Source organism: Microvirga massiliensis (assembly GCF_001006805.1).
Classification (GTDB): Bacteria; Pseudomonadota; Alphaproteobacteria; order Rhizobiales; family Beijerinckiaceae; genus Microvirga; species Microvirga massiliensis.
This window is the reverse complement of record NZ_LN811350.1, coordinates 675,814-693,456: the sequence shown is the minus strand read 5'-3', so window position 1 is coordinate 693,456 and position 17,643 is coordinate 675,814. Positions and strand designations below refer to the sequence as shown.

The 17,643-nt window shown below is 63.8% G+C and carries 17 protein-coding genes; 12 read left to right on the top strand and 5 right to left on the bottom strand.

Annotation, left to right across the window (positions count from 1 at the left end; translation table 11 throughout):
* Positions 1-48: 48 nt before the first annotated feature.
* From BN1233_RS03200 to BN1233_RS03160, 9 genes are all read left to right on the top strand, one after another.
* Entirely contained in the window at positions 49-1,101 is a 1,053-nt protein-coding gene (locus BN1233_RS03200) for an ABC transporter ATP-binding protein (RefSeq protein WP_046861976.1), read from the top strand.
* Positions 1,098-2,024: an ABC transporter permease gene (locus tag BN1233_RS03195; protein ID WP_082145118.1), complete on the top strand. Its 927-nt coding sequence runs from the start codon at positions 1,098-1,100 to the stop codon at positions 2,022-2,024. Before BN1233_RS03200 ends, BN1233_RS03195 begins: the two co-directional genes overlap by 4 nt.
* Positions 2,021-2,827 (top strand): ABC transporter permease, encoded by an 807-nt coding sequence (locus BN1233_RS03190; RefSeq protein WP_046861974.1) that lies wholly within the window; start codon positions 2,021-2,023, stop codon positions 2,825-2,827. Before BN1233_RS03195 ends, BN1233_RS03190 begins: the two co-directional genes overlap by 4 nt.
* Before the next feature lie 10 nt (positions 2,828-2,837).
* Positions 2,838-3,974, top strand: coding sequence for an NAD(P)/FAD-dependent oxidoreductase (locus tag BN1233_RS03185; RefSeq protein WP_046861973.1), 1,137 nt, complete (start codon positions 2,838-2,840; stop codon positions 3,972-3,974).
* A 20-nt stretch (positions 3,975-3,994) separates the two neighbouring features.
* On the top strand, positions 3,995-4,291 hold the full coding sequence (locus BN1233_RS03180; RefSeq protein WP_046861972.1) for a (2Fe-2S)-binding protein: 297 nt from the start codon (positions 3,995-3,997) through the stop codon (positions 4,289-4,291).
* Positions 4,288-5,709: an NAD(P)/FAD-dependent oxidoreductase gene (locus BN1233_RS03175; protein WP_046861971.1), complete on the top strand. Its 1,422-nt coding sequence runs from the start codon at positions 4,288-4,290 to the stop codon at positions 5,707-5,709. The genes BN1233_RS03180 and BN1233_RS03175 overlap by 4 nt, the downstream gene beginning before the upstream one ends.
* A complete protein-coding gene (locus tag BN1233_RS03170) occupies positions 5,706-6,815 on the top strand; it encodes an NAD(P)/FAD-dependent oxidoreductase (RefSeq protein ID WP_046861970.1) in 1,110 nt (369 codons plus the stop codon). The genes BN1233_RS03175 and BN1233_RS03170 overlap by 4 nt, the downstream gene beginning before the upstream one ends.
* A gap of 55 nt (positions 6,816-6,870) precedes the next feature.
* Positions 6,871-7,218, top strand: a complete 348-nt coding sequence (locus tag BN1233_RS03165; RefSeq protein ID WP_046861969.1) for a RidA family protein — start codon at positions 6,871-6,873, stop codon at positions 7,216-7,218.
* Between the two features lie 722 nt (positions 7,219-7,940).
* A complete protein-coding gene (locus BN1233_RS03160; protein ID WP_046861968.1) occupies positions 7,941-8,828 on the top strand; it encodes a YihY/virulence factor BrkB family protein in 888 nt (295 codons plus the stop codon).
* 101 nt (positions 8,829-8,929) lie between these two features.
* Here BN1233_RS03160 and ccrA read toward each other — a convergent pair whose 3' ends face one another.
* Positions 8,930-10,204: a crotonyl-CoA carboxylase/reductase gene (gene ccrA, locus BN1233_RS03155; RefSeq protein ID WP_046861967.1), complete on the bottom strand. Its 1,275-nt coding sequence runs from the start codon at positions 10,202-10,204 to the stop codon at positions 8,930-8,932.
* Positions 10,205-10,417: 213 nt separating this feature from the next.
* Between ccrA and BN1233_RS03150 the strand changes: the two genes are divergently transcribed.
* Both BN1233_RS03150 and BN1233_RS03145 read left to right on the top strand, forming a co-directional pair.
* Positions 10,418-12,475 carry a protein meaA gene (locus tag BN1233_RS03150; protein ID WP_046861966.1) on the top strand — a complete coding sequence of 686 codons (2,058 nt, stop codon included), beginning with the start codon at positions 10,418-10,420 and terminating at the stop codon, positions 12,473-12,475.
* Positions 12,476-12,608: 133 nt separating this feature from the next.
* Positions 12,609-14,135 (top strand): putative bifunctional diguanylate cyclase/phosphodiesterase, encoded by a 1,527-nt coding sequence (locus tag BN1233_RS03145; protein WP_048708838.1) that lies wholly within the window; start codon positions 12,609-12,611, stop codon positions 14,133-14,135.
* 34 nt (positions 14,136-14,169) lie between these two features.
* On the opposite strand, the gene BN1233_RS03140 is transcribed toward BN1233_RS03145, so the two are convergent.
* The gene (locus BN1233_RS03140; RefSeq protein ID WP_046861965.1) at positions 14,170-15,330 is read right to left on the bottom strand and encodes a trans-sulfuration enzyme family protein; all 1,161 of its coding nucleotides are present in this window, start codon (positions 15,328-15,330) and stop codon (positions 14,170-14,172) included.
* Positions 15,331-15,511: 181 nt separating this feature from the next.
* On the opposite strand from BN1233_RS03140, the gene BN1233_RS03135 reads away from it, so the two are divergent.
* Positions 15,512-16,018 carry a TspO/MBR family protein gene (locus BN1233_RS03135; RefSeq protein ID WP_046861964.1) on the top strand — a complete coding sequence of 169 codons (507 nt, stop codon included), beginning with the start codon at positions 15,512-15,514 and terminating at the stop codon, positions 16,016-16,018.
* Positions 16,019-16,034: 16 nt separating this feature from the next.
* Here BN1233_RS03135 and BN1233_RS03130 read toward each other — a convergent pair whose 3' ends face one another.
* From BN1233_RS03130 to BN1233_RS03120, 3 genes are read right to left on the bottom strand one after another with little or no spacing between them, the layout of a single operon-like run.
* A complete protein-coding gene (locus BN1233_RS03130; protein WP_046861963.1) occupies positions 16,035-16,397 on the bottom strand; it encodes a response regulator in 363 nt (120 codons plus the stop codon).
* A 3-nt stretch (positions 16,398-16,400) separates the two neighbouring features.
* Positions 16,401-16,967, bottom strand: a complete 567-nt coding sequence (gene hpt, locus BN1233_RS03125) for a hypoxanthine phosphoribosyltransferase (protein WP_046861962.1) — start codon at positions 16,965-16,967, stop codon at positions 16,401-16,403.
* Positions 16,964-17,590, bottom strand: coding sequence for a zinc-ribbon domain-containing protein (locus BN1233_RS03120; protein WP_046861961.1), 627 nt, complete (start codon positions 17,588-17,590; stop codon positions 16,964-16,966). The genes hpt and BN1233_RS03120 overlap by 4 nt, the downstream gene beginning before the upstream one ends.
* Positions 17,591-17,643: the final 53 nt, after the last annotated feature.

The following is a 17,643-nucleotide window of genomic DNA, read 5'->3' as shown; positions in this document are numbered from 1 at the left end:
CATCCGATCCCGGAATTGCCCGGGGTCGGTCGCTATTCTGGTTCCTGCATGTCCTTTCTCGAACTTCATCGCGTGAGCAAGCGCTTCGGCGATCATCTTGCTGTCAATGACCTGTCTCTGTCCGTTGCTAAGGGCGAGTTCATCTCGTTCCTGGGGCCGTCCGGCTGCGGCAAGACGACGACGCTACAGATGATCGCCGGCTTCGTGGACCTGTCGGAGGGGACGATCCGCCTCGACGGGCGTGATCTTGCGAGTGTGAAGCCGGCGAAGCGCGGCCTAGGCATCGTATTCCAGAGCTATGCCCTGTTTCCTCACATGACTGCGGCCGAAAATGTCGCCTTCGGACTCGAGATGCGCGGGGTGCCGCGCGCCGAGCGCGAGGCGCGCGTGCGGGATGCGCTCGCCATGGTCGGGCTCGAAGCCTATGCGGAGCGCCATCCACGCCGGATGTCGGGTGGGCAGCAGCAGCGCGTGGCGCTCGCGCGCGCGCTCGTCATCAGGCCAAACGTGCTGCTCCTCGACGAGCCGCTCTCCAATCTCGACGCCAAGCTACGGGAGGAGATGCAGATCGAATTGCGCCAAATCCAGCGCAATCTCGGCACGACTACCGTGCTCGTGACGCACGACCAGACCGAGGCCATGGCGCTGTCGGATCGCGTCATCGTCATGAACAATGGGCGCGTCGAGCAAATCGGGACGCCGGAGGAGGCTTACGAGCGCCCCGCTTCCGCGTTCGTCTCGCAGTTCCTCGGCAAGACCAACGAATTTGGCGGCGAGATCGACCGGGTTTCAGCCCCGCCACGCCTTGTGGCAGGATCCTGCGTATGGCCGGCCCCCGCCGGCCTGTCCGGGCAGGTAACGATTGCCGTTCGTCCAGAAAAGATCGCCTTCGGGGACGAGGCTGACAGGGGCGTGAAGGCGCGCATTGCGGCCCGCATCTTCCAGGGCAATCATTGGTTGTTCCAGTGCGAGACTGAATGCGGTCCTGCCATCGTGATCCGCCAGAACAGCGGTCCTGCGCAACCCGCCGAAGGCGCGAACGTGCGCCTTATCTGGCGCGCCGAGGATATGGGTGTCCGCCCACGCGAGGGAGCGCAATGAGCGCTGTCTCCTCCGCACCAACCACACATCAGCGCGCCGTCGCTCCAGCACCCGCCAGTCGGGAGCGTGCCGGCAGGCGTGTGCCCTGGCCGCTGCTTCTGCCGGCGCTGATGTTCTTCGTCGGCGTCGTCATAGTGCCACTTGTAATGACGGTGCTGCTCTCATTCTATGACTGGGGGCAGTACAAGGGCATCGAACCGGTCTTCATCCTTAAGAACTGGCAGGAGATCTGGACGGACTCCTACTTCCACGAGATGTTCGCGCGCACCTTCCGGATCGCTGCGCTGGCGACGCTCATCACCGCGATCTTTGGAGCGCCGGAAGCCTATATTCTCAACCGCATGCGGGCGCCCTGGAAGGGTTTCTTCCTGCTCATCATCCTCGGCCCACTCCTGATCTCGGTTGTAGCGCGGACACTGGGATGGGCGCTCCTGTTTGGTGGCAACAACGCCATCGTCAACAAGGCGCTGATGTCGATCGGGCTCATTCAGACGCCAATCCCCTTCATGTTCACGGAGACCGGCGTCGTCGTCGCGCTCGCCCATGTCCTGCTGCCCTTCATGGTGCTGTCGGTCTGGGCTGCCTTGCAGCGGATCGACCCGCAAATTGAGAATGCAGCGCTCTCGCTCGGCGCGGGGTCCCTGACGATCATACGCCGGATCATCTTGCCGCAGATCATGCCAGGCGTGCTGTCAGGAGGAATCATCGTGTTCTCACTCGCGGCGAGCGCCTTTGCGACGCCGGCGATCATCGGCGGGCGCCGTCTCAAGGTGGCATCTACCCTCGCCTATGACGAGTTCCTCAATACGCTGAATTGGCCGCTTGGCGCAGCCGTGGCCGTGCTACTGCTCGTCGCGTTGGTTTTGATCGTCATCGGCAGCAACGCACTCATCGAGCGACGCTACGCTGAGGTGTTTCGATGAGCCGCAATGGACCCCTCGCGCTTAGCTTTCATGCCCTCTTCGTAGTCTTCATGACGGCGCCGATTGTCGTGGTCTGCCTCGTGGCCTTCACGCCGGAGGGTTTCCTATCGCTGCCAGTGAACGGGTTTTCGCTGCGCTGGTTCAGGGCCATCGCAGACTACCCCGAATTCATCAATGCGTTCTGGATCAGCATCTGGCTCGGAGCAGTATCGTCCCTCATCGCCCTCCTGTTCGCCGTGCCTGCGGCGCTGGCCATCGCACGCCACCGGTTTCGCGGCCGCGATGCTCTATCGGCACTCTTCCTGTCACCCCTGATGATCCCGCACGTTGTGCTTGGAATCGCCTTCCTGCGCTTCTTCACGCAGACAGGGTTGAGCGGCACCTTTCCGGCGCTCCTCATCGCGCACCTCGTTATCGTGTTTCCGTTCGCTTTGCGGCTCACGCTTGCGGCCGCGACCGGCATGGATCGCTCGGTCGAGATGGCGGCCGTTTCGCTCGGTGCAAACAGCTGGACACTGTTCCGCCGCGTGACGCTACCGCTCATCCTGCCCGGAGTCGTGAGCGGCTGGATGCTGGCCTTCATCCAGTCCTTCGACGAAGTTACGATGACGGTCTTTCTCGCTGCCCCGGGCATCGAGACCTTGCCAGTGCGCATGTTCCTTTACATTCAAGACAATATCGACCCGCTGGTGACATCGGTCTCCGCATGCGTGATCGCGATTACGATGATCGCACTCATCCTGCTCGACCGCCTCTACGGCCTCGAGCGGGTGCTCGCCGGCCATGGCGACCGCGGGCGATAGGGAGTAAGCAATGGTCAACGATTACGAGGTCGCCGTTGTCGGCGGAGGCCTGCTTGGCTCTGCAATTGGCTGGGGGCTTGGCCGAATCGGCCAGCGTGTTTGCGTGCTGGACGAAGGCGACGTCGCCAAGCGCGCCTCGCGCGCGAACTTCGCTCTGATTTGGGTGCAGGGCAAGGGGCTCGGCATGCCGGCCTACTCGGTCTGGACCGTGCGCGCCTCCGACACGTGGTCGAAGCTTGCGGCCGAATTGCGCGACCAGACCGGGCTCGATGTCTGCCACCAGCGCAATGGCGGATTCTACCTTGCACTCGGCGATAAGGAGCTCGAGCAACGCGAGGCGATGCTGAAGCGGCTGCACAACCAGCCGGGCGCCGCCGATAACCGCATAGAGATCCTGGACCGTGATCAGGTCGCGAAAATGCTGCCGCAGATCGGCCCGGAAGTATCGGGCGGTAGCTTCTGCCCGCTCGATGCCCACGTGAACTCGCTGCGGACCTTCCGCGCTCTGCATACGGGCATGCTGAAGTTCGACGTCGACTATCGGCCCGAGCAACCGGTAGCGGACATCAAACACGTCGGCGGCGAGTTCCGGCTCACGACACCTAAGGGCGAGATCAGAGCCGCCAAGATTGTCCTCGCAGCTGGCAACACAAACCAGACTCTCGCGCCGATGGTCGGGCTCGAGGCGCCGATGGGGCCGACGCGCGGGCAGATCGTCGTGACCGAGCGCACTGCACCCTTCCTGCCGCATCCGCTGATCACCATCCGCCAAACCGACGAGGGCACGGTGATGATCGGCGACAGCAAGGAGGAGGTGCTCGATGACGCCGTGCTGAACCTGCCGATCAATGCGGTGATGGCTGACCGTGCGCAGCGCATATTCCCGTTCCTCGGCCGGCTCAACGTAGTGCGGACATGGTCGGGCATTCGAGTGATGCCCAAAGATGGATTCCCCATCTACGACCAGTCGGAGACCTATCCCGGCGCCTTTGTGGCCTGCTGCCATTCCGGCGTGACGCTCGCCTCCAACCACGCTTTCGAAATTGCTCCGATGGTGGCCGCAGGTGCGCTCGACCTCGACAAGGTGGGAGCATTTTCGGCGAAGCGCTTCCACCACTTGGACGTCAGCACGAGCGGATACTACTGAGCGGACACCGGAGAAGCCGAATGTTCAAGCGAATTAATGACGATGCCAGACGAGAGGTCGAGATCTCCGTTGATGGGCAGCGCGTCCTTGCGCGCGAGGGCGACACCATTTCGGCGGCATTGCTTGCATCGGGCCTCGACGTGCGCCGCGCGACAGCGGTGAGCGGCGCGCTGCGACTGCCTTATTGCATGATGGGCGTGTGCTTCGACTGTCTCGTGATGATCGACGGCGTCGGGAATCGGCAAGGATGCCTCGTTCCCGTGAGCGCAGGCATGAAGATCGAGATCCAGAAGGGCAAGAGAGAGATCGGCCGATGACAACTCATGGTCCGAATCGCGACGAGTATGACGTCGTCGTTGTCGGGGCGGGACCTGCAGGGCTCGCCGCCTCTGCTCTGGCTGGCCAATCCGGCCTTGCGACGCTGCTGCTGGACGAGAATCCCGGTCCCGGCGGCCAGGTCTGGCGTGCAATTACATCTACGCCCGTGAAGGCAAAGCGCATGCTCGGCGATGACTACTGGGCAGGCGCGCGCCTCGTCGAGGAGGTCCGTACGAGTGGCACGGAGATCATCCAAGGTGCAACCGTCTGGAGCCTCGACCGGCACCTGGAGATCGGCGTCTCGGCTGGCGGCGGATCGCGCTTCATCAGGGCCAAGCGTGTCATCCTGGCGACGGGCGCGCTCGAACGGCCATTTCCGATTCCTGGCTGGACATTACCGGGCGTAATGACTGCCGGCGCAGCCCAGACCATGCTGAAATCCTCCGGTCTCGTGCCGGACGGGCGCACGGTGATCGCCGGGCAGGGACCGCTCTTCTGGCTGCTCACGGCACAGATCCTGCGCATGGGCGGGCGAATCGATCTCGTGCTTGATACGACAGACCGCAGAAACTATTGGCGCGCTCTGCCGCATGCGGCAGCCTTCCTTTCCTCGCCCTATTTCCTCAAGGGCTTTGCGATGATGCGTGAGGTTCGCGCGAAGTTGCGCGTTGTCAGCGGCGTCACCAAGATTGCCGCGTCCGGGCAGGGCCGCCTCGAAAACATCACCTACGAGGTCGGGGGGCAGAGCGTGACAGTCCCAGCCGACCTGCTGCTGCTGCATCAGGGGATCGTGCCGAATGTCAACCTCGCCATGTCAGCGGGTGTGAAGCACAAGTGGGATGACGTGCAACTCTGCTGGTCCCCCATTGTCGATAATAATGGTGCAAGCTCCGTCGACGGGATCTCCATCGCAGGCGATGGTGCCGGCATCGGCGGCGCACTCGCGGCCATCGAGCGTGGCCGGATCGCCGCACGGGTGGCAATTGAGGCGCTGAGGCCGGAAGCTGCCGCCCGCATACCGAGCATGGACACGTTGCGCTCTGCTCTAGCGAAGGCCGAGCGCGGGCGCGCGTTTCTCGACGTCTTGTTCCAGCCGCCGAGGCAATTCCGCATCCCCGACGGCGAAACAATCGTCTGTCGCTGCGAAGAAGTCACCGCACAGGACGTTCTGGATTCCATCGCCATCGGCGCAACGGGACCGAACCAGCTAAAGGCCTATCGCCGGACCGGCATGGGCCCCTGCCAGGGACGGCTCTGCGGGCTCACCGTGACGGAATTGATGGCTGAGGCACGCGGCAAGTCGCCGGAGGAGATCGGCTATTATCGCCTGCGTGCACCCGTGAAGCCTATCACCCTCGCGGAACTGGCCGCCTTGCCCAAGTCCGAGGCTGCCACGAAAGCGGTTGTGCGGGGATGATGGGGAGAGCTGACGCCATAATTATCGGCGGCGGTATTCACGGCTGCTCGACGGCTCTGCATCTCTGCCTGCGCGGGTTTCGTCCCGTCCTGATCGAGAAGGATTATGCCGGCCGTCATGCCTCGGGCGTGAATGCCGGCGGCGTGCGTCAGCTTGCGCGGCACGTGGCTGAGATCCCGCTCTCGATTCGATCGATGGACATATGGGAAACCGTGCAGGACCTCGTCGGAGATTCATGCGGTTTCGACAGCCATGGGCAGGTTCTCGTCGCCGAGGACGAAGACGAGCTTGATATCTGCCGCGCCCGCGTGGCTGATCTCCATCTGCGCGGTTTCACGCACGAGGAGCTGGTCGACGGCAAGGAGTTGCGCTGCCTCGTTCCGGCGGTCGCCGAGACTTGCCCGGGTGGGGTGGTGTCGCGGCGCGACGGTGCTGCCGATCCGGCGCGGACGACCACTGCGTTCCGGCGCAGGGCGGAAGAGCTCGGCACGATCGTCCGCGAGGGCGTCGCTGCGGCCCACATCCGGCGGGAAGGCAAGCTCTGGCACGTCGATGCGGGCGGCGAAACGTTCGAAGCACCAGTACTCGTCAACGCGGCTGGCGCGTGGGGTGGCCAGATTGCTGCCTCGCTCGGCGAGTCGGTGCCGGTCGAAACGGTGGCGCCGATGCTGATGATCACGTCTCGCGTGCCGGAGTTCATCAAACCTGTGGTGATCCTGAGAGGCCGGAAGCTCTCCTTCAAGCAATTCGCCAACGGAACCGTCCTGATTGGCGGTGGGCACCTCGCGACACCGTATCAGGACACGAACGAGACGGTGCTCGACTGGCAGAAGCTCCAGGAGAGTGCCCGCACCGTCTGGGAACTGTTCCCGGTGATGCGCGGAGCGACGATTGTGCGTGCTTGGGCCGGCATCGAAGCGCGCATGAAGGATGACTTGCCCGTCATCGGCCCGAGCGCGAAGCACGAGGGATTGTTCCACCAATTCGGCTTCTCGCTGCATGGATTCCAGCTCGGGCCTGGAGCCGGTGCTGTCATGGCCGAACTGATCGCCACCGGCAACACGAACACGCCTATCGACGGCCTGCGCATCGAGCGCTTCGCCTAGTGAACGCTTTTACAACCCGAATGCCCTGCGACCCGAAAGAGGATGGAGAGACGAGATGACGATCAAGAGGAGCATCCGCACGCCAATCATGCATCGCGCTGTCGAAGCGAACGGATTCGTGTATGTCGGCGGCACGATCGCCGACGACACAAGCGTGCCGATGAGCGAGCAGACTCGCAGCATTCTTGGCAAGATCGCCGGCTACCTGAAGGAAGCCGGAACCGACATGACCAAGGTCGTGTCCGCATCGATCTTCGTCACGGATCTTTCGAAAAAGAAGGAAATGGATGCAGTCTGGACCGAATTCTTCGGTGATCATCTGCCGGCGCGTGCCACGGTCGGCGTTGCCGATCTCGGAGGTGGTGCGCTGATCGAAGTGGTCGTTACGGCGGTCAAGGGCTGACCCCACCATCAAGTCCAAAGGGCCGCTGATCGGAACACCGACCAGACGATGGCCAAAGCAGGACGATCCGGTGTTGTGCTGGCCGCTTAGGCAGACGCCGGATCTTCTGGCAAGTCCATCGCACAATCCCTGGGGCCGTAACGCTCCCCGATAGTCCGGCCAAGCTTGGTCGCTCGGTGGCACACCGCGATCATCACGACCAAGGCCGACTCCGGCGAGGCATACTGATGTCAGCTGCGCCGCGAGCAGATCTCGCCGCGATCGAATGCCAACTTGGCCACGGTTCCTCGAATATACCCTCCACCGCCGTTCGACGAAGAACCCGCATCGCGTTTCCCTTCGCGGCCAGCATGATCCGGACCCGCTGCCGCATCCGATGCTCTACCCTCATCGTGAGCGCCAAGCCCTCCCCGTCGACCTGCTCCTCCCCTGCAAACTGACCGGGGTCGCGTCAGGAACGCCACTCATGCAGCATCGAAAGCTGAACTTCTGTGGGAGAGCTATGGGGCGAGAGGAGACAGGCCCGGCGCGCCCGCGAGCGCGAATTCGGCTTCCCTGGTACGAGCCTGAAGCCCCTCTCTTGTATGGGAAGGCCGGTTGCGGCAAGTCTGAATACCGGTGCGGAACCGGTGCTCGAACAGTGATCCTGCGAAGGACATTGGACCGGCAGGACACTCAGCGCGGGTGATCGTCGTGGATGCAAATTCCGGAAGGTCCAGCTCTTGAGACGGCTGCGAATCGGTTTTGAACTGGCTGTGATCGCCTACAACCGTTTCGTCTTTCACGACTCGTGGGCCATCGCGAGCCACATCGCGCTGTCGATCCTGATGTCGCTGTTCCCTTTCCTGATCCTGATCACGGCTCTTGCCAGCCTGGTCGGGTCGGGATCTCTCGCTGACGAGGCCGCCGATATCATTCTGGAGGCTTGGCCGCGCGAGATCGCCGAGCCAATCGCCCAGGAAGTTCATACGATCCTGACCGTGCGCCGCAGCGGTGTCCTAACGCTCGGCGCGGTGCTCGCCGTGTATTTCGCCTCGAGCGGCGTGGAGAGCCTACGTGTCGGCCTGAATCGCGCCTATGGGTTGCGGGAGACTCGACCATGGTGGCTCACGCGCCTCGAATCGATCGTGTTCGTTCTCGGCGGCGCCTTCGTGATGCTCGCCTTCGCGGTCCTCGTCGTGCTGGGGCCATTGGTGTGGCGCGGAATCATCTACTGGATTCCGGCCCTTGCCCGGTTCTCCGACGTCGTGGACTTCCTGCGCATTGGCGTCGCAACGATCCTCATCGTGATCGCGCTCCTTCTGGCGCATAAATTCATTCCCGCAGGCCGCCGAAGTTTCGCCGCGGTGCTGCCCGGCGCCGCCATCACCCTGTGCTTGTGGATCCTGGGAGGCCTCGGTTTCGGGTGGTATCTCGATCACTATCCGGGCGCCTACGCTTCGACCTATGGCGGTCTAGCGACGGCCATGGTCGCGCTCGTGTTTCTCTACACCCTGGCGGCCATCTTTCTGTTTGGCGGCGAGTACAACGGCACGTTGATCGCAGCGAAACGACGGCGCCTCGCCCAAGTAGAAGCACCGCAATTCCCGGATGCGGTGAAGACTCCCTGAGTTGCGCAGACCAGAGGCGTTTTATTCCTGCGGGACAGCGCCGCTGGATTGCGTCGACCCCAGCCAGCAACGACCACACGCGAAGGCGAATCGTTCCTCGCCTATGCCGCCCCGGCCTCGATCACGTCATCGAAGGTGCGAAGCCCCGTGCGCGGTGCATTCACGAGAACCGCCATGTTGCCCGGCGCGTGCTGGTTCTTCCACATCTTCGTATGCGCGACGGGAATGCGATCCCACGGGAAAACCTCGCTCATGCAGGGATCGATGCGGCGGTCGACCACGAATTGATTCGCTGCGGCGGCCTGCTTGAGATGAGCGAAATGCGAGCCCTGGATCCGCTTTTGGCGCATCCACACGTAACGGGCATCGAAGGTGAGATTGAACCCAGTCGTTCCGGCGCAGAACACCACCATTCCGCCCCGCTTCACGACCAGCGTCGAAACCGGGAAAGTCTGCTCGCCGGGATGCTCGAAGACGATATCGACATCCTTCTTGCCGGTGATGTCCCAGATCGCCTTTCCGAAACGCCGGGCCTCCTTCGTCCAGGCGGCATATTCGGGTGAGTTGACCTTTGGGAGTTGCCCCCAGCATTCGAACTCCTTGCGGTTGATCACGCCTTTTGCGCCATGGGAGAGCACGTAATCGCGCTTTGACTCGTCCGAGATGATCCCGATCGCGTTGGCGCCGGCCGCCGCACAGAGCTGCACGCCGAAGACCCCCAGGCCGCCCGATGCGCCCCAGACGAGCACGTTGTCGCCAGGCTTCAGCCTGTGCGGCGAATGCCCGAACAGCATGCGGTAGGCAGTCGCGAGAGTCAGCGTGTAGCAGGCGCTCTCCTCCCAGGTCAGGTGCCGCGGACGCTGCATGAGCTGCCGCGACTGGACGCGACAGAACTGCGCGAAGGACCCGTCCGGCGTCTCGTAGCCCCAGATCCTCTGAGAGGGGGAGAACATCGGATCGCCGCCGTTGCACTCCTCATCGTCGCCGTCATCCTGGTTGCAGTGGACGACGACCTCGTCTCCCACCTTCCAACGCTTTACCTTGGAACCGACCGCCCAAACGATCCCCGAAGCGTCCGAGCCCGCGATGTGATAAGGCTGCTTGTGCACGTCGAGGGGGGATATCGGCTCGCCGAGGCCCGCCCAGATCCCGTTATAGTTGACGCCGGCTGCCATCACGAAGACGAGGACCTCGTCATCCCCGATCTGCCAGGTCGGCACGACCTCGACCTGCATCGACGTCTCCGGCGGTCCATGACGCTCCCTCCGGATGACCCAGGCATACATGTTGGCCGGGACATGACCCAGGGGTGGAACCTCTCCGACCTCGTACAGATCCTTGGGACTGGGGACTTTTCGGAGAGCCTGTGCAGTCATGACGGCCTCTTGCTCCAGGGGAGATCGGTCGAAGAGAGTAGCACGGCCTTTTCGCGCCGCAACATCAACGTTACTCTACCCTCCGGGCGGCAACGCTCCAGCGGCAAGGCTTGTTTCCTCTCGGCGTGAGAAAACGTGGCCGCTGGGATGCAGCCGGAACGAAGATGTGTGATTCTGCATTGCACAAAGAATCCTGAACGAGGGAGAGGCCGGATGAGCGAAGCTGCAGGCGAGCCCCGCCCCCAGAGGGACAGGCCCTGGATTTTTCGCACCTATGCCGGCCATTCCACGGCTGCGGAGTCCAATACCCTCTACCGGCGCAATCTCGCCAAGGGCCAGACCGGCCTGTCTGTCGCCTTCGACCTCCCGACCCAGACGGGATACGACCCGGATCATGAGCTCGCCCGCGGAGAGGTCGGAAAGGTCGGCGTCTCGATCGCCCATATCGGCGACATGCGCACGCTCTTCGAGGGGATCCCCCTTGAGACGATGAATACGTCGATGACGATCAATGCGACGGCCGCATGGCTTCTGGCGCTCTACATCGCGGTCGCCGACGAGCAGGGCGTGCCGCGCGCGGCGCTCCAGGGCACGACGCAGAACGACATCATCAAGGAATATCTCTCGCGCGGCACATACGTGTTTCCGCCCGAGCCATCCATGCGGCTCACCCGGGACGTGATCCTGTTCACGACGCGCGAGATGCCGAAGTGGAACCCGATGAATGTCTGCTCCTACCATCTGCAGGAGGCAGGCGCGACGCCGGTCCAGGAGCTCTCCTATGCACTCGGCACGGCGATCGCGGTCCTCGACGGCGTTCGCGAAGCCGGGATCGACGACGAGGTCTTCGCAGAGGTCGTGGGCCGCATCTCGTTCTTCGTGAATGCCGGCATGCGTTTCGTGACCGAGATCTGCAAGATGCGCGCCTTCGCGGAACTCTGGGAGGAGATCACGCGTGAGCGCTATGGCGTCACGGATCCGCGCAAGCGGATGTTCCGCTACGGTGTCCAGGTCAACTCGCTCGGACTGACCGAGCAGCAGCCCGAGAACAACATCCACCGCATCCTGATCGAGATGCTCGCGGTCACCCTGTCGAAGAAGGCCCGCGCACGCGCCGTGCAGCTCCCCGCCTGGAACGAGGCGCTCGGCCTTCCGCGCCCCTGGGATCAGCAATGGTCGTTGCGCATGCAGCAGATCCTCGCCTTCGAGACCGACCTGCTCGAGCATGACGACCTTTTCGACGGCTCGCATGTGATCGAAGCCAAGGTCGCACGTCTCAAGGACGAGGTTCGTGCCGAGTTGCGCGCCCTGCAGGCGCGAGGCGGGGCGATCGCCGGAGTAGAGTCCGGCTATCTCAAGCGTTCGCTCGTCGAGTCGAACGCGCGGCGGCTCGCGGCCATCGAGGCCGGCGAGCAGGTTGTCGTCGGCGTGAACCGTTTCATGGAAGGAGAGCCATCGCCCCTGACCTCGGGAGAGGGTACGACCCTGACCGTACCAGAAGCCGTGGAGATGGAGGCGGTCCACCGCATCCGAGCCTGGCGGAGCAGCCGGGACGAAGCCCGTGTCGCTGCTGCCCTCGAGGCCCTGGAGACAGCGGCCCGTGAGGGGACGTCCATCATGCCGCCCTCGATCGCCTGTGCGACCGCCGGCGTGACCACGGGCGAGTGGGGCGAAACCCTGCGACGCGTCTTCGGCGAGTATCGCGCGCCCACCGGTGTCACACCAGAGACCGTGAGCCCCGGCGGGACCGAAGAGATCCGGATGCTCGTCTCGGATCTCGCTCAGACCATCGGGGAGACGCCGCGCCTGACGGTCGGCAAGCCGGGTCTCGACGGCCACTCGAACGGGGCCGAACAGATTGCCTTGCGCGCCCGCGATGTCGGGATGGATGTGTCCTATGACGGCATTCGCCAGACTCCCGCCGAGATCGTGGCGCGCGCCCGAGAAGCCGGCGCGCATGTCGTCGGGCTCTCGATCCTGTCGGGCTCGCACGTTCCGCTGGTGCGGGAAGTGCGCTCTCGCATGCGGCTCGAAGGCCTCGATCATGTTCCGCTCGTCGTCGGCGGCATCATTTCAGCCGAGGACGAGCTCGTTCTGCGCAATATGGGTGTTGCTGCGGTCTACACGCCCAAGGATTACGCCCTCGACGCGATCATGAAAGACATCGTCCGCGTGATCGGGAAGGCTTGGCCACACGATCCGGAAACGGATTGGCCCTCCTCGTCTCCGACATTGCAGCACGCACGCGGGTCTCGCCGTAGAGCCGTCTGAGCAGGCGTGCGTAGCGCACGGAGATTCGACGCTTTCTCGAGAATCCGGTGACGACCGGTTCACCAAAGCATTTCAAGCTTTTCTAACGCCCAGACACTCAGAGTGCTGCCCGAAACGAGGCATCCGTCCGCGCGTGAGACACTCCATCCCGACCGACTGCATCGCATGGCTGGCTTCGTGCGAGATTGCCCGCGCGGACGCCCTCACCCTGCCCGGCCCGTCCTTCGCGGCCATCGTTACCCTCGGGACGATCGCCATCGCGGGTCTTTTCATGGCCTTTCTGCAGCAACGGCGCGCCGCGGCAGCCCTGGCCCGTGCCCGGTTCTTCGAGCATCACGAGGTCATGACCGGCCTGTTCAACCGGCCGCATTTTCTCGACGTGTTGCGCGGCGCCATGACGCGCCGCAGACCACATGAGCACATCGCGGTCTTCGCCATCGATCTCGAAGGCGTACGGGACGTGAACGATCTGCTCGGAAATGCAGCCGGCGACACCATCATTCGCCTCACGGCGCGGGCTTTGGAGCGGGTTTCGGGATCCAACGCCATCGTCGCGCGCCTGTCGGGCGACAATTTCGCCGTCGCCCGCCTGGGTCTCCGCAATGTGCAGGATGCCGCCTCCTTCGCGGCGACCCTGCTGGAAGCGATCTCGCAGCCGCAACGCCTGAACGGTCACGAGGTGATGCTCTCGGCGCGGATCGGCGTAGCTCTCGCTCCGGGCGATTCCGAGGAAGCAGCTCACCTCCTGAAAGCCGCCGGCCTCGCGCTCGACCGTGCCTGCCTCGGGACCGGAAGCGGTTTCACGCTTTTCGAGAAGAGCTTCGAACGCGCCCTGCAGGAACGGCGCGAGCTCGAGGTCAAGATCCGGGAAACCCTCGAGAAGGGCGGCTTCGACTTGCACTTCCAACCTCTCTTCCGGGCCGGCAGCAATAGGCTGGCCGGGTTCGAGGCCTTGCTGCGGATGCCGGATGGTCAGGGAGGCTTCATTCCGCCGGTGAAATTCATTCCGGTCGCCGAGGAGATGGGCCTGATCGTCGAAATCGGGGATTGGGTCCTGCGGCGCGCCTGCATGCTGGCGGCACATTGGCCGGACCACCTGTCGATCGCCGTCAACCTGTCGCCCGCGCAATTCAGCGCGGGACATATGAGCCGTCGCGTTCGGGATGCACTCGGCGAGAGCGGGCTGCGCGCCGATCGTCTCGAACTCGAGATCACGGAAGGCCTGATCCTCAAGGATGATGCGTCAATCCTCGGCGAGTTGCGGACCTTGAAAGCGCTCGGCGTCGCGATCGTCCTCGACGATTTCGGAACCGGATATTCGAGCCTCAGCTATCTCTGGAAGTTTCCGTTCGACAAGATCAAGATCGATCGTTCCTTCACGGATGCGCTCGACGGCGAGGACCGCCAGGTCGTGGAAGTCCTGCAGGCGATCATGTCGCTCGGACGCTCCTTGCGTCTGCGGATCACGGCCGAGGGCGTCGAAACCGGCGCGCAGGCGAGCTTTCTGAAGTCGCTCGGCTGCGACGAGGTTCAGGGCTACTATTTCGGGCGACCGATGCCGGTTGATCAGGTTGCGCTCACGATCCTGGCGGACGCCGCGCGAGCGCTCTCCGACGCGACGGCGTCCGCTCCCGCCGCGAGACTTGCCGCAGCGGGATAGAACCCCATCGCGATCTTCTGGGTCCCACTCCGCATTATCCGGAATGCGCGGCCCGAAGCGCTTCATCGAGGTCCCAGTAGAGATCCTCCGGATCCTCAATCCCGGTCGAAAGGCGTAGCAGATCCGGTGGACAGGGAGAACCCGTTCCCTCGATCGAGGCCCGATGCTCGATGAGGCTTTCAACCCCGCCGAGCGAAGTCGCACGTTTCCAGAGCCGGACCCGGGCTGCTGTGCCGATCGCCGCCGTCTCGCCGCCGATGACCTGGATCGAGAGCATGTAGCCGAAACCTCCCTCCATCTGCCGTGCCGCGACATTGTGATGGGGGTGCTGCGGCAGGCCCGGATACAAAACGCGCGCGACGTGCGGATGCGCGGAAAGCCGCTCCGCCAGCGCCAGCGCGCTCCTGGATTGCGCGGCTGCGCGCAGGGGAAGCGTGCGCATTCCGCGCAGGAGCAGGAAGGCCTCGAACGGACCCAGAATGGCGCCATGAGTCCGGCGAACGGCCGTGATCTTTTCCCAGAACGGGTCGGCGCGGGCGGCCACCAGGGCGCCAGCGACCACGTCCGAATGCCCGTTGAGCACCTTCGTGGCGGCATGCATCACGATGTCCGCTCCCAGTGCGAGGGGGCGCGTGTGGATCGGAGAGGCGGCTGTCGAATCCACCGCAAGGCGAGCGCCGGCGGCGTGCGCGATCTCGGCGGCAGACGCGATGTCGGTGATCGTCCAGAGCGGGTTCGATGGGGTTTCGACCCAGACCAGCTTGGTGCGGCCTGGAACCACGGCTTTCCGCAACTGATCGAGATTGTCGGTTTCGACAAAATCGATGGCAAGCCCGAAGCGGGCCCCTTCTCCGGCCAGCCAGTTCCGGAGGGCCCAGTACATGACCCGCGAAGCGACGACGTGGTCTCCCGGCGCGAGCGACAGGAATAGCGCGATGGCCGCGGCCATGCCGGATCCGAAGAGGAGAGCCCCACCCGACGCATCCTCCAGCATCGCGATCACGGCTTCCGCATCGCGAACGGTGGCATTGTCGGGGCGGCCGTAAATGTATCCCGAGGAATAGCTGTTGTCGGGATCGCGGATATAGGTCGTAGCAACGTGAATCGGTGGAACGACCGCGCGCGTTTGAGGATCGACCTTCCCGAGCGCCTGTGCGACGAGGCTGCGCTTAGTCCAGGCTGGATCGCTGCTCATGAAGGCTCCTCGCGTTTGTGGGCCACTTTGCCGTCGCCGCATCGCGGTAATGTCCTAGCATGCTTGGCTGACGAGGCGGTGGAATGGACACGCAGGCGGTAGCCCGATCTGGCGCCCTATATCGGCGCAGGACACCGGAACACATCCGAGTGAACTTGCCATCGCACAGGGAACCGATCAGTTGCGCAACACACCTCCGCTCAATCCACGACCCGCTGATCCCGGCCGGAACGCCCTCTTGGCTGGGCTGATGGTCGTTGGCGCTGGTTTTCTCGGCAGTGTCGCAACGACGCCGAACATCCCGACCTGGTACGCAGGGCTCGAGAAACCTGCCTTCACGCCGCCCAACTGGGTCTTCGCACCCGTCTGGACGGTGCTCTATGCGATGATGGGGCTCGCAGCGTGGCGCATTCTCGCGCTCGTGCAAACGGGCCGGGACCGGCGGAATGCCATTCTGGCATTTTCCATTCAGCTTGCTCTGAATACCGTTTGGTCATTCGCATTCTTCGCATTGCAGAGCCCTGCCGCCGGGCTCATCGTCATCCTGCTTCTTCTCCTCGCCATCGCGGCAACGGTCCGTGCTTTCATGAATGTCGATCCATTGAGCGGATGGCTTCTCGTCCCCTACGCAGCATGGGTTTGCTACGCGACCGCCCTGAACGCATCGATATGGTGGCTCAACGCCTGAACATCACCGGAGATCTTCAGCTCACGAGCCTTGCGACGGCATTTCTCAGATCCGCAAGGCCGAACGGCTTAGTGAGCACGTCGGCGACGATCACCTCGAGATTCTTGGCGCGCTCTCTCTGATCCGCAAAGCCCGTCATCAGGATGATCTCGAGAGCCGGCTCGTCGCGCTTCGCGGCCAGCGCGAGGGCGATCCCGTCCATGACCGGCATCCTGATGTCGGTCACGAGAACCTCGAAGGAGCCCGGATTCTCGCGCAGGCGATCGAGCCCGTCTCCGCCATCGCTGGCCGTGGTGACCACATGTCCGTCCATCTCGAGGCCGCGTTTCAGAAGCGCGCGAACCGGCTCCTCGTCATCGACCAGAAGAACCCGGGCCATGTCTCACGTCCCGCCGAAGAGGTCGGGCTCGCTGTCGAGATGATCGACGACCCCGACGAAGGGGAGTTGGCGGTAGGCATGCGCGATGTCCATGCCGTAGCCGACGACGAACACGTCGGGGCAGGTGAACCCCACGAAATCCGCATCGATCGAGACCGAGCGCTTGCCGGGCTTCTCCAGGAGAACGGCAGTGAGGACGCGCCTAGCGCCGCGGGCCATCAGGAGATCCTTCGCAAAGACGATCGTACGCCCGGACTCGAGAATGTCGTCCACGAGCAGCACGTCGCGACCCTTCACGTCGCTTTCCACATCGCGCAGGATCGTCACCTGTCCCGAGGAACTGGTCCTCGCGCGGTAGCTCGACAGATGGATGAACTCGACCTGCGGGTCCAAACCCACGCGATGGAGCGCACGGATGAGGTCTGCCGCGAACATGAAGCTGCCTTTGAGCACCGCAACGACCAGCAGGTCCTTGGGCTCGGCGGCGGCGATGTCGCGCGCCAGCTCGTCATTGCGCCGGGCGATGGTGGCTTCGTCAAAAAGAACGCGAACGCGTCGCGGAGCTGTCATAAGGATCCATCCCGAAGGAAGCGCGACGCAACCGCAAGGCCCGAGCGCGTGAACTGAACCCGAACTTGGCGCCCGTCCGCAGGCGGGGACTGAACTCGGACCTCGAACTCTACCGATTCGCCCGGCCCCAGAACAGGTCTCGGGGGCGCATGCGTCGAACTGGCGAGCACCTCTTCATCCCCGCTCTGGACGGCGATTTCAAGGGTCGGGATGCCGTGCTCCCGGCTTCCCGCATTGCCGATCACGCCGCGGACCACCAATTCGCGGCCGTCCTGCGAGAGAACCGGGTCGATCCCGTCGAGCGTGAGAGGAACCGCGAGCGCCTCGCCCAGGGCCTCGATGCGGGGGAAAATGAGCGGTGCTACCGGAATAGCCGCGGCTGCGAGGACAAGGCACAACGCGAGCATCGAGAGCCGCCGGGCCCGGCCAGCCGGTTGCGGCGGCCCGACCGATGCCGCATCGAGCGCAGGCGCGGCCGAGGAGGGCATGTCACCCGCAGTCCCGTCAGAGCGGCAGAACCAGATATCCCGGCAGATGGCACATTTCAGGCGCCGCCCGTCCGTGCCCAATTTCGCCGGATCGATCGTATATTCGCTTGCACAGGAGGGACAGACGATGAGCATGGCGAATCAGGGCCGGTGGGCGCGAGCCTCCATGCCGGTTTTATCGTCCCCTC

Excerpts from the sequence above, each read along its gene's own strand:
- BN1233_RS03165 (WP_046861969.1), top strand. The coding sequence starts at position 6,871 with ATGACGATCAAGAGGAGCATCCGCACGCCAATCATGCATCGCGCTGTC.
- hpt (WP_046861962.1), bottom strand. The coding sequence starts at position 16,967 with ATGACAGCTCCGCGACGCGTTCGCGTTCTTTTTGACGAAGCCACCATC.
- BN1233_RS03175 (WP_046861971.1), top strand. The coding sequence starts at position 4,288 with ATGACAACTCATGGTCCGAATCGCGACGAGTATGACGTCGTCGTTGTC.
- BN1233_RS03170 (WP_046861970.1), top strand. The coding sequence starts at position 5,706 with ATGATGGGGAGAGCTGACGCCATAATTATCGGCGGCGGTATTCACGGC.
- BN1233_RS03195 (WP_082145118.1), top strand. The coding sequence starts at position 1,098 with ATGAGCGCTGTCTCCTCCGCACCAACCACACATCAGCGCGCCGTCGCT.
- BN1233_RS03185 (WP_046861973.1), top strand. The coding sequence starts at position 2,838 with ATGGTCAACGATTACGAGGTCGCCGTTGTCGGCGGAGGCCTGCTTGGC.
- BN1233_RS03130 (WP_046861963.1), bottom strand. The coding sequence starts at position 16,397 with ATGGCCCGGGTTCTTCTGGTCGATGACGAGGAGCCGGTTCGCGCGCTT.
- ccrA (WP_046861967.1), bottom strand. The coding sequence starts at position 10,204 with ATGACTGCACAGGCTCTCCGAAAAGTCCCCAGTCCCAAGGATCTGTAC.
- BN1233_RS03150 (WP_046861966.1), top strand. The coding sequence starts at position 10,418 with ATGAGCGAAGCTGCAGGCGAGCCCCGCCCCCAGAGGGACAGGCCCTGG.
- BN1233_RS03180 (WP_046861972.1), top strand. The coding sequence starts at position 3,995 with ATGTTCAAGCGAATTAATGACGATGCCAGACGAGAGGTCGAGATCTCC.
- BN1233_RS03190 (WP_046861974.1), top strand. The coding sequence starts at position 2,021 with ATGAGCCGCAATGGACCCCTCGCGCTTAGCTTTCATGCCCTCTTCGTA.
- BN1233_RS03120 (WP_046861961.1), bottom strand. The coding sequence starts at position 17,590 with ATGCTCATCGTCTGTCCCTCCTGTGCAAGCGAATATACGATCGATCCG.
- BN1233_RS03200 (WP_046861976.1), top strand. The coding sequence starts at position 49 with ATGTCCTTTCTCGAACTTCATCGCGTGAGCAAGCGCTTCGGCGATCAT.
- BN1233_RS03140 (WP_046861965.1), bottom strand. The coding sequence starts at position 15,330 with ATGAGCAGCGATCCAGCCTGGACTAAGCGCAGCCTCGTCGCACAGGCG.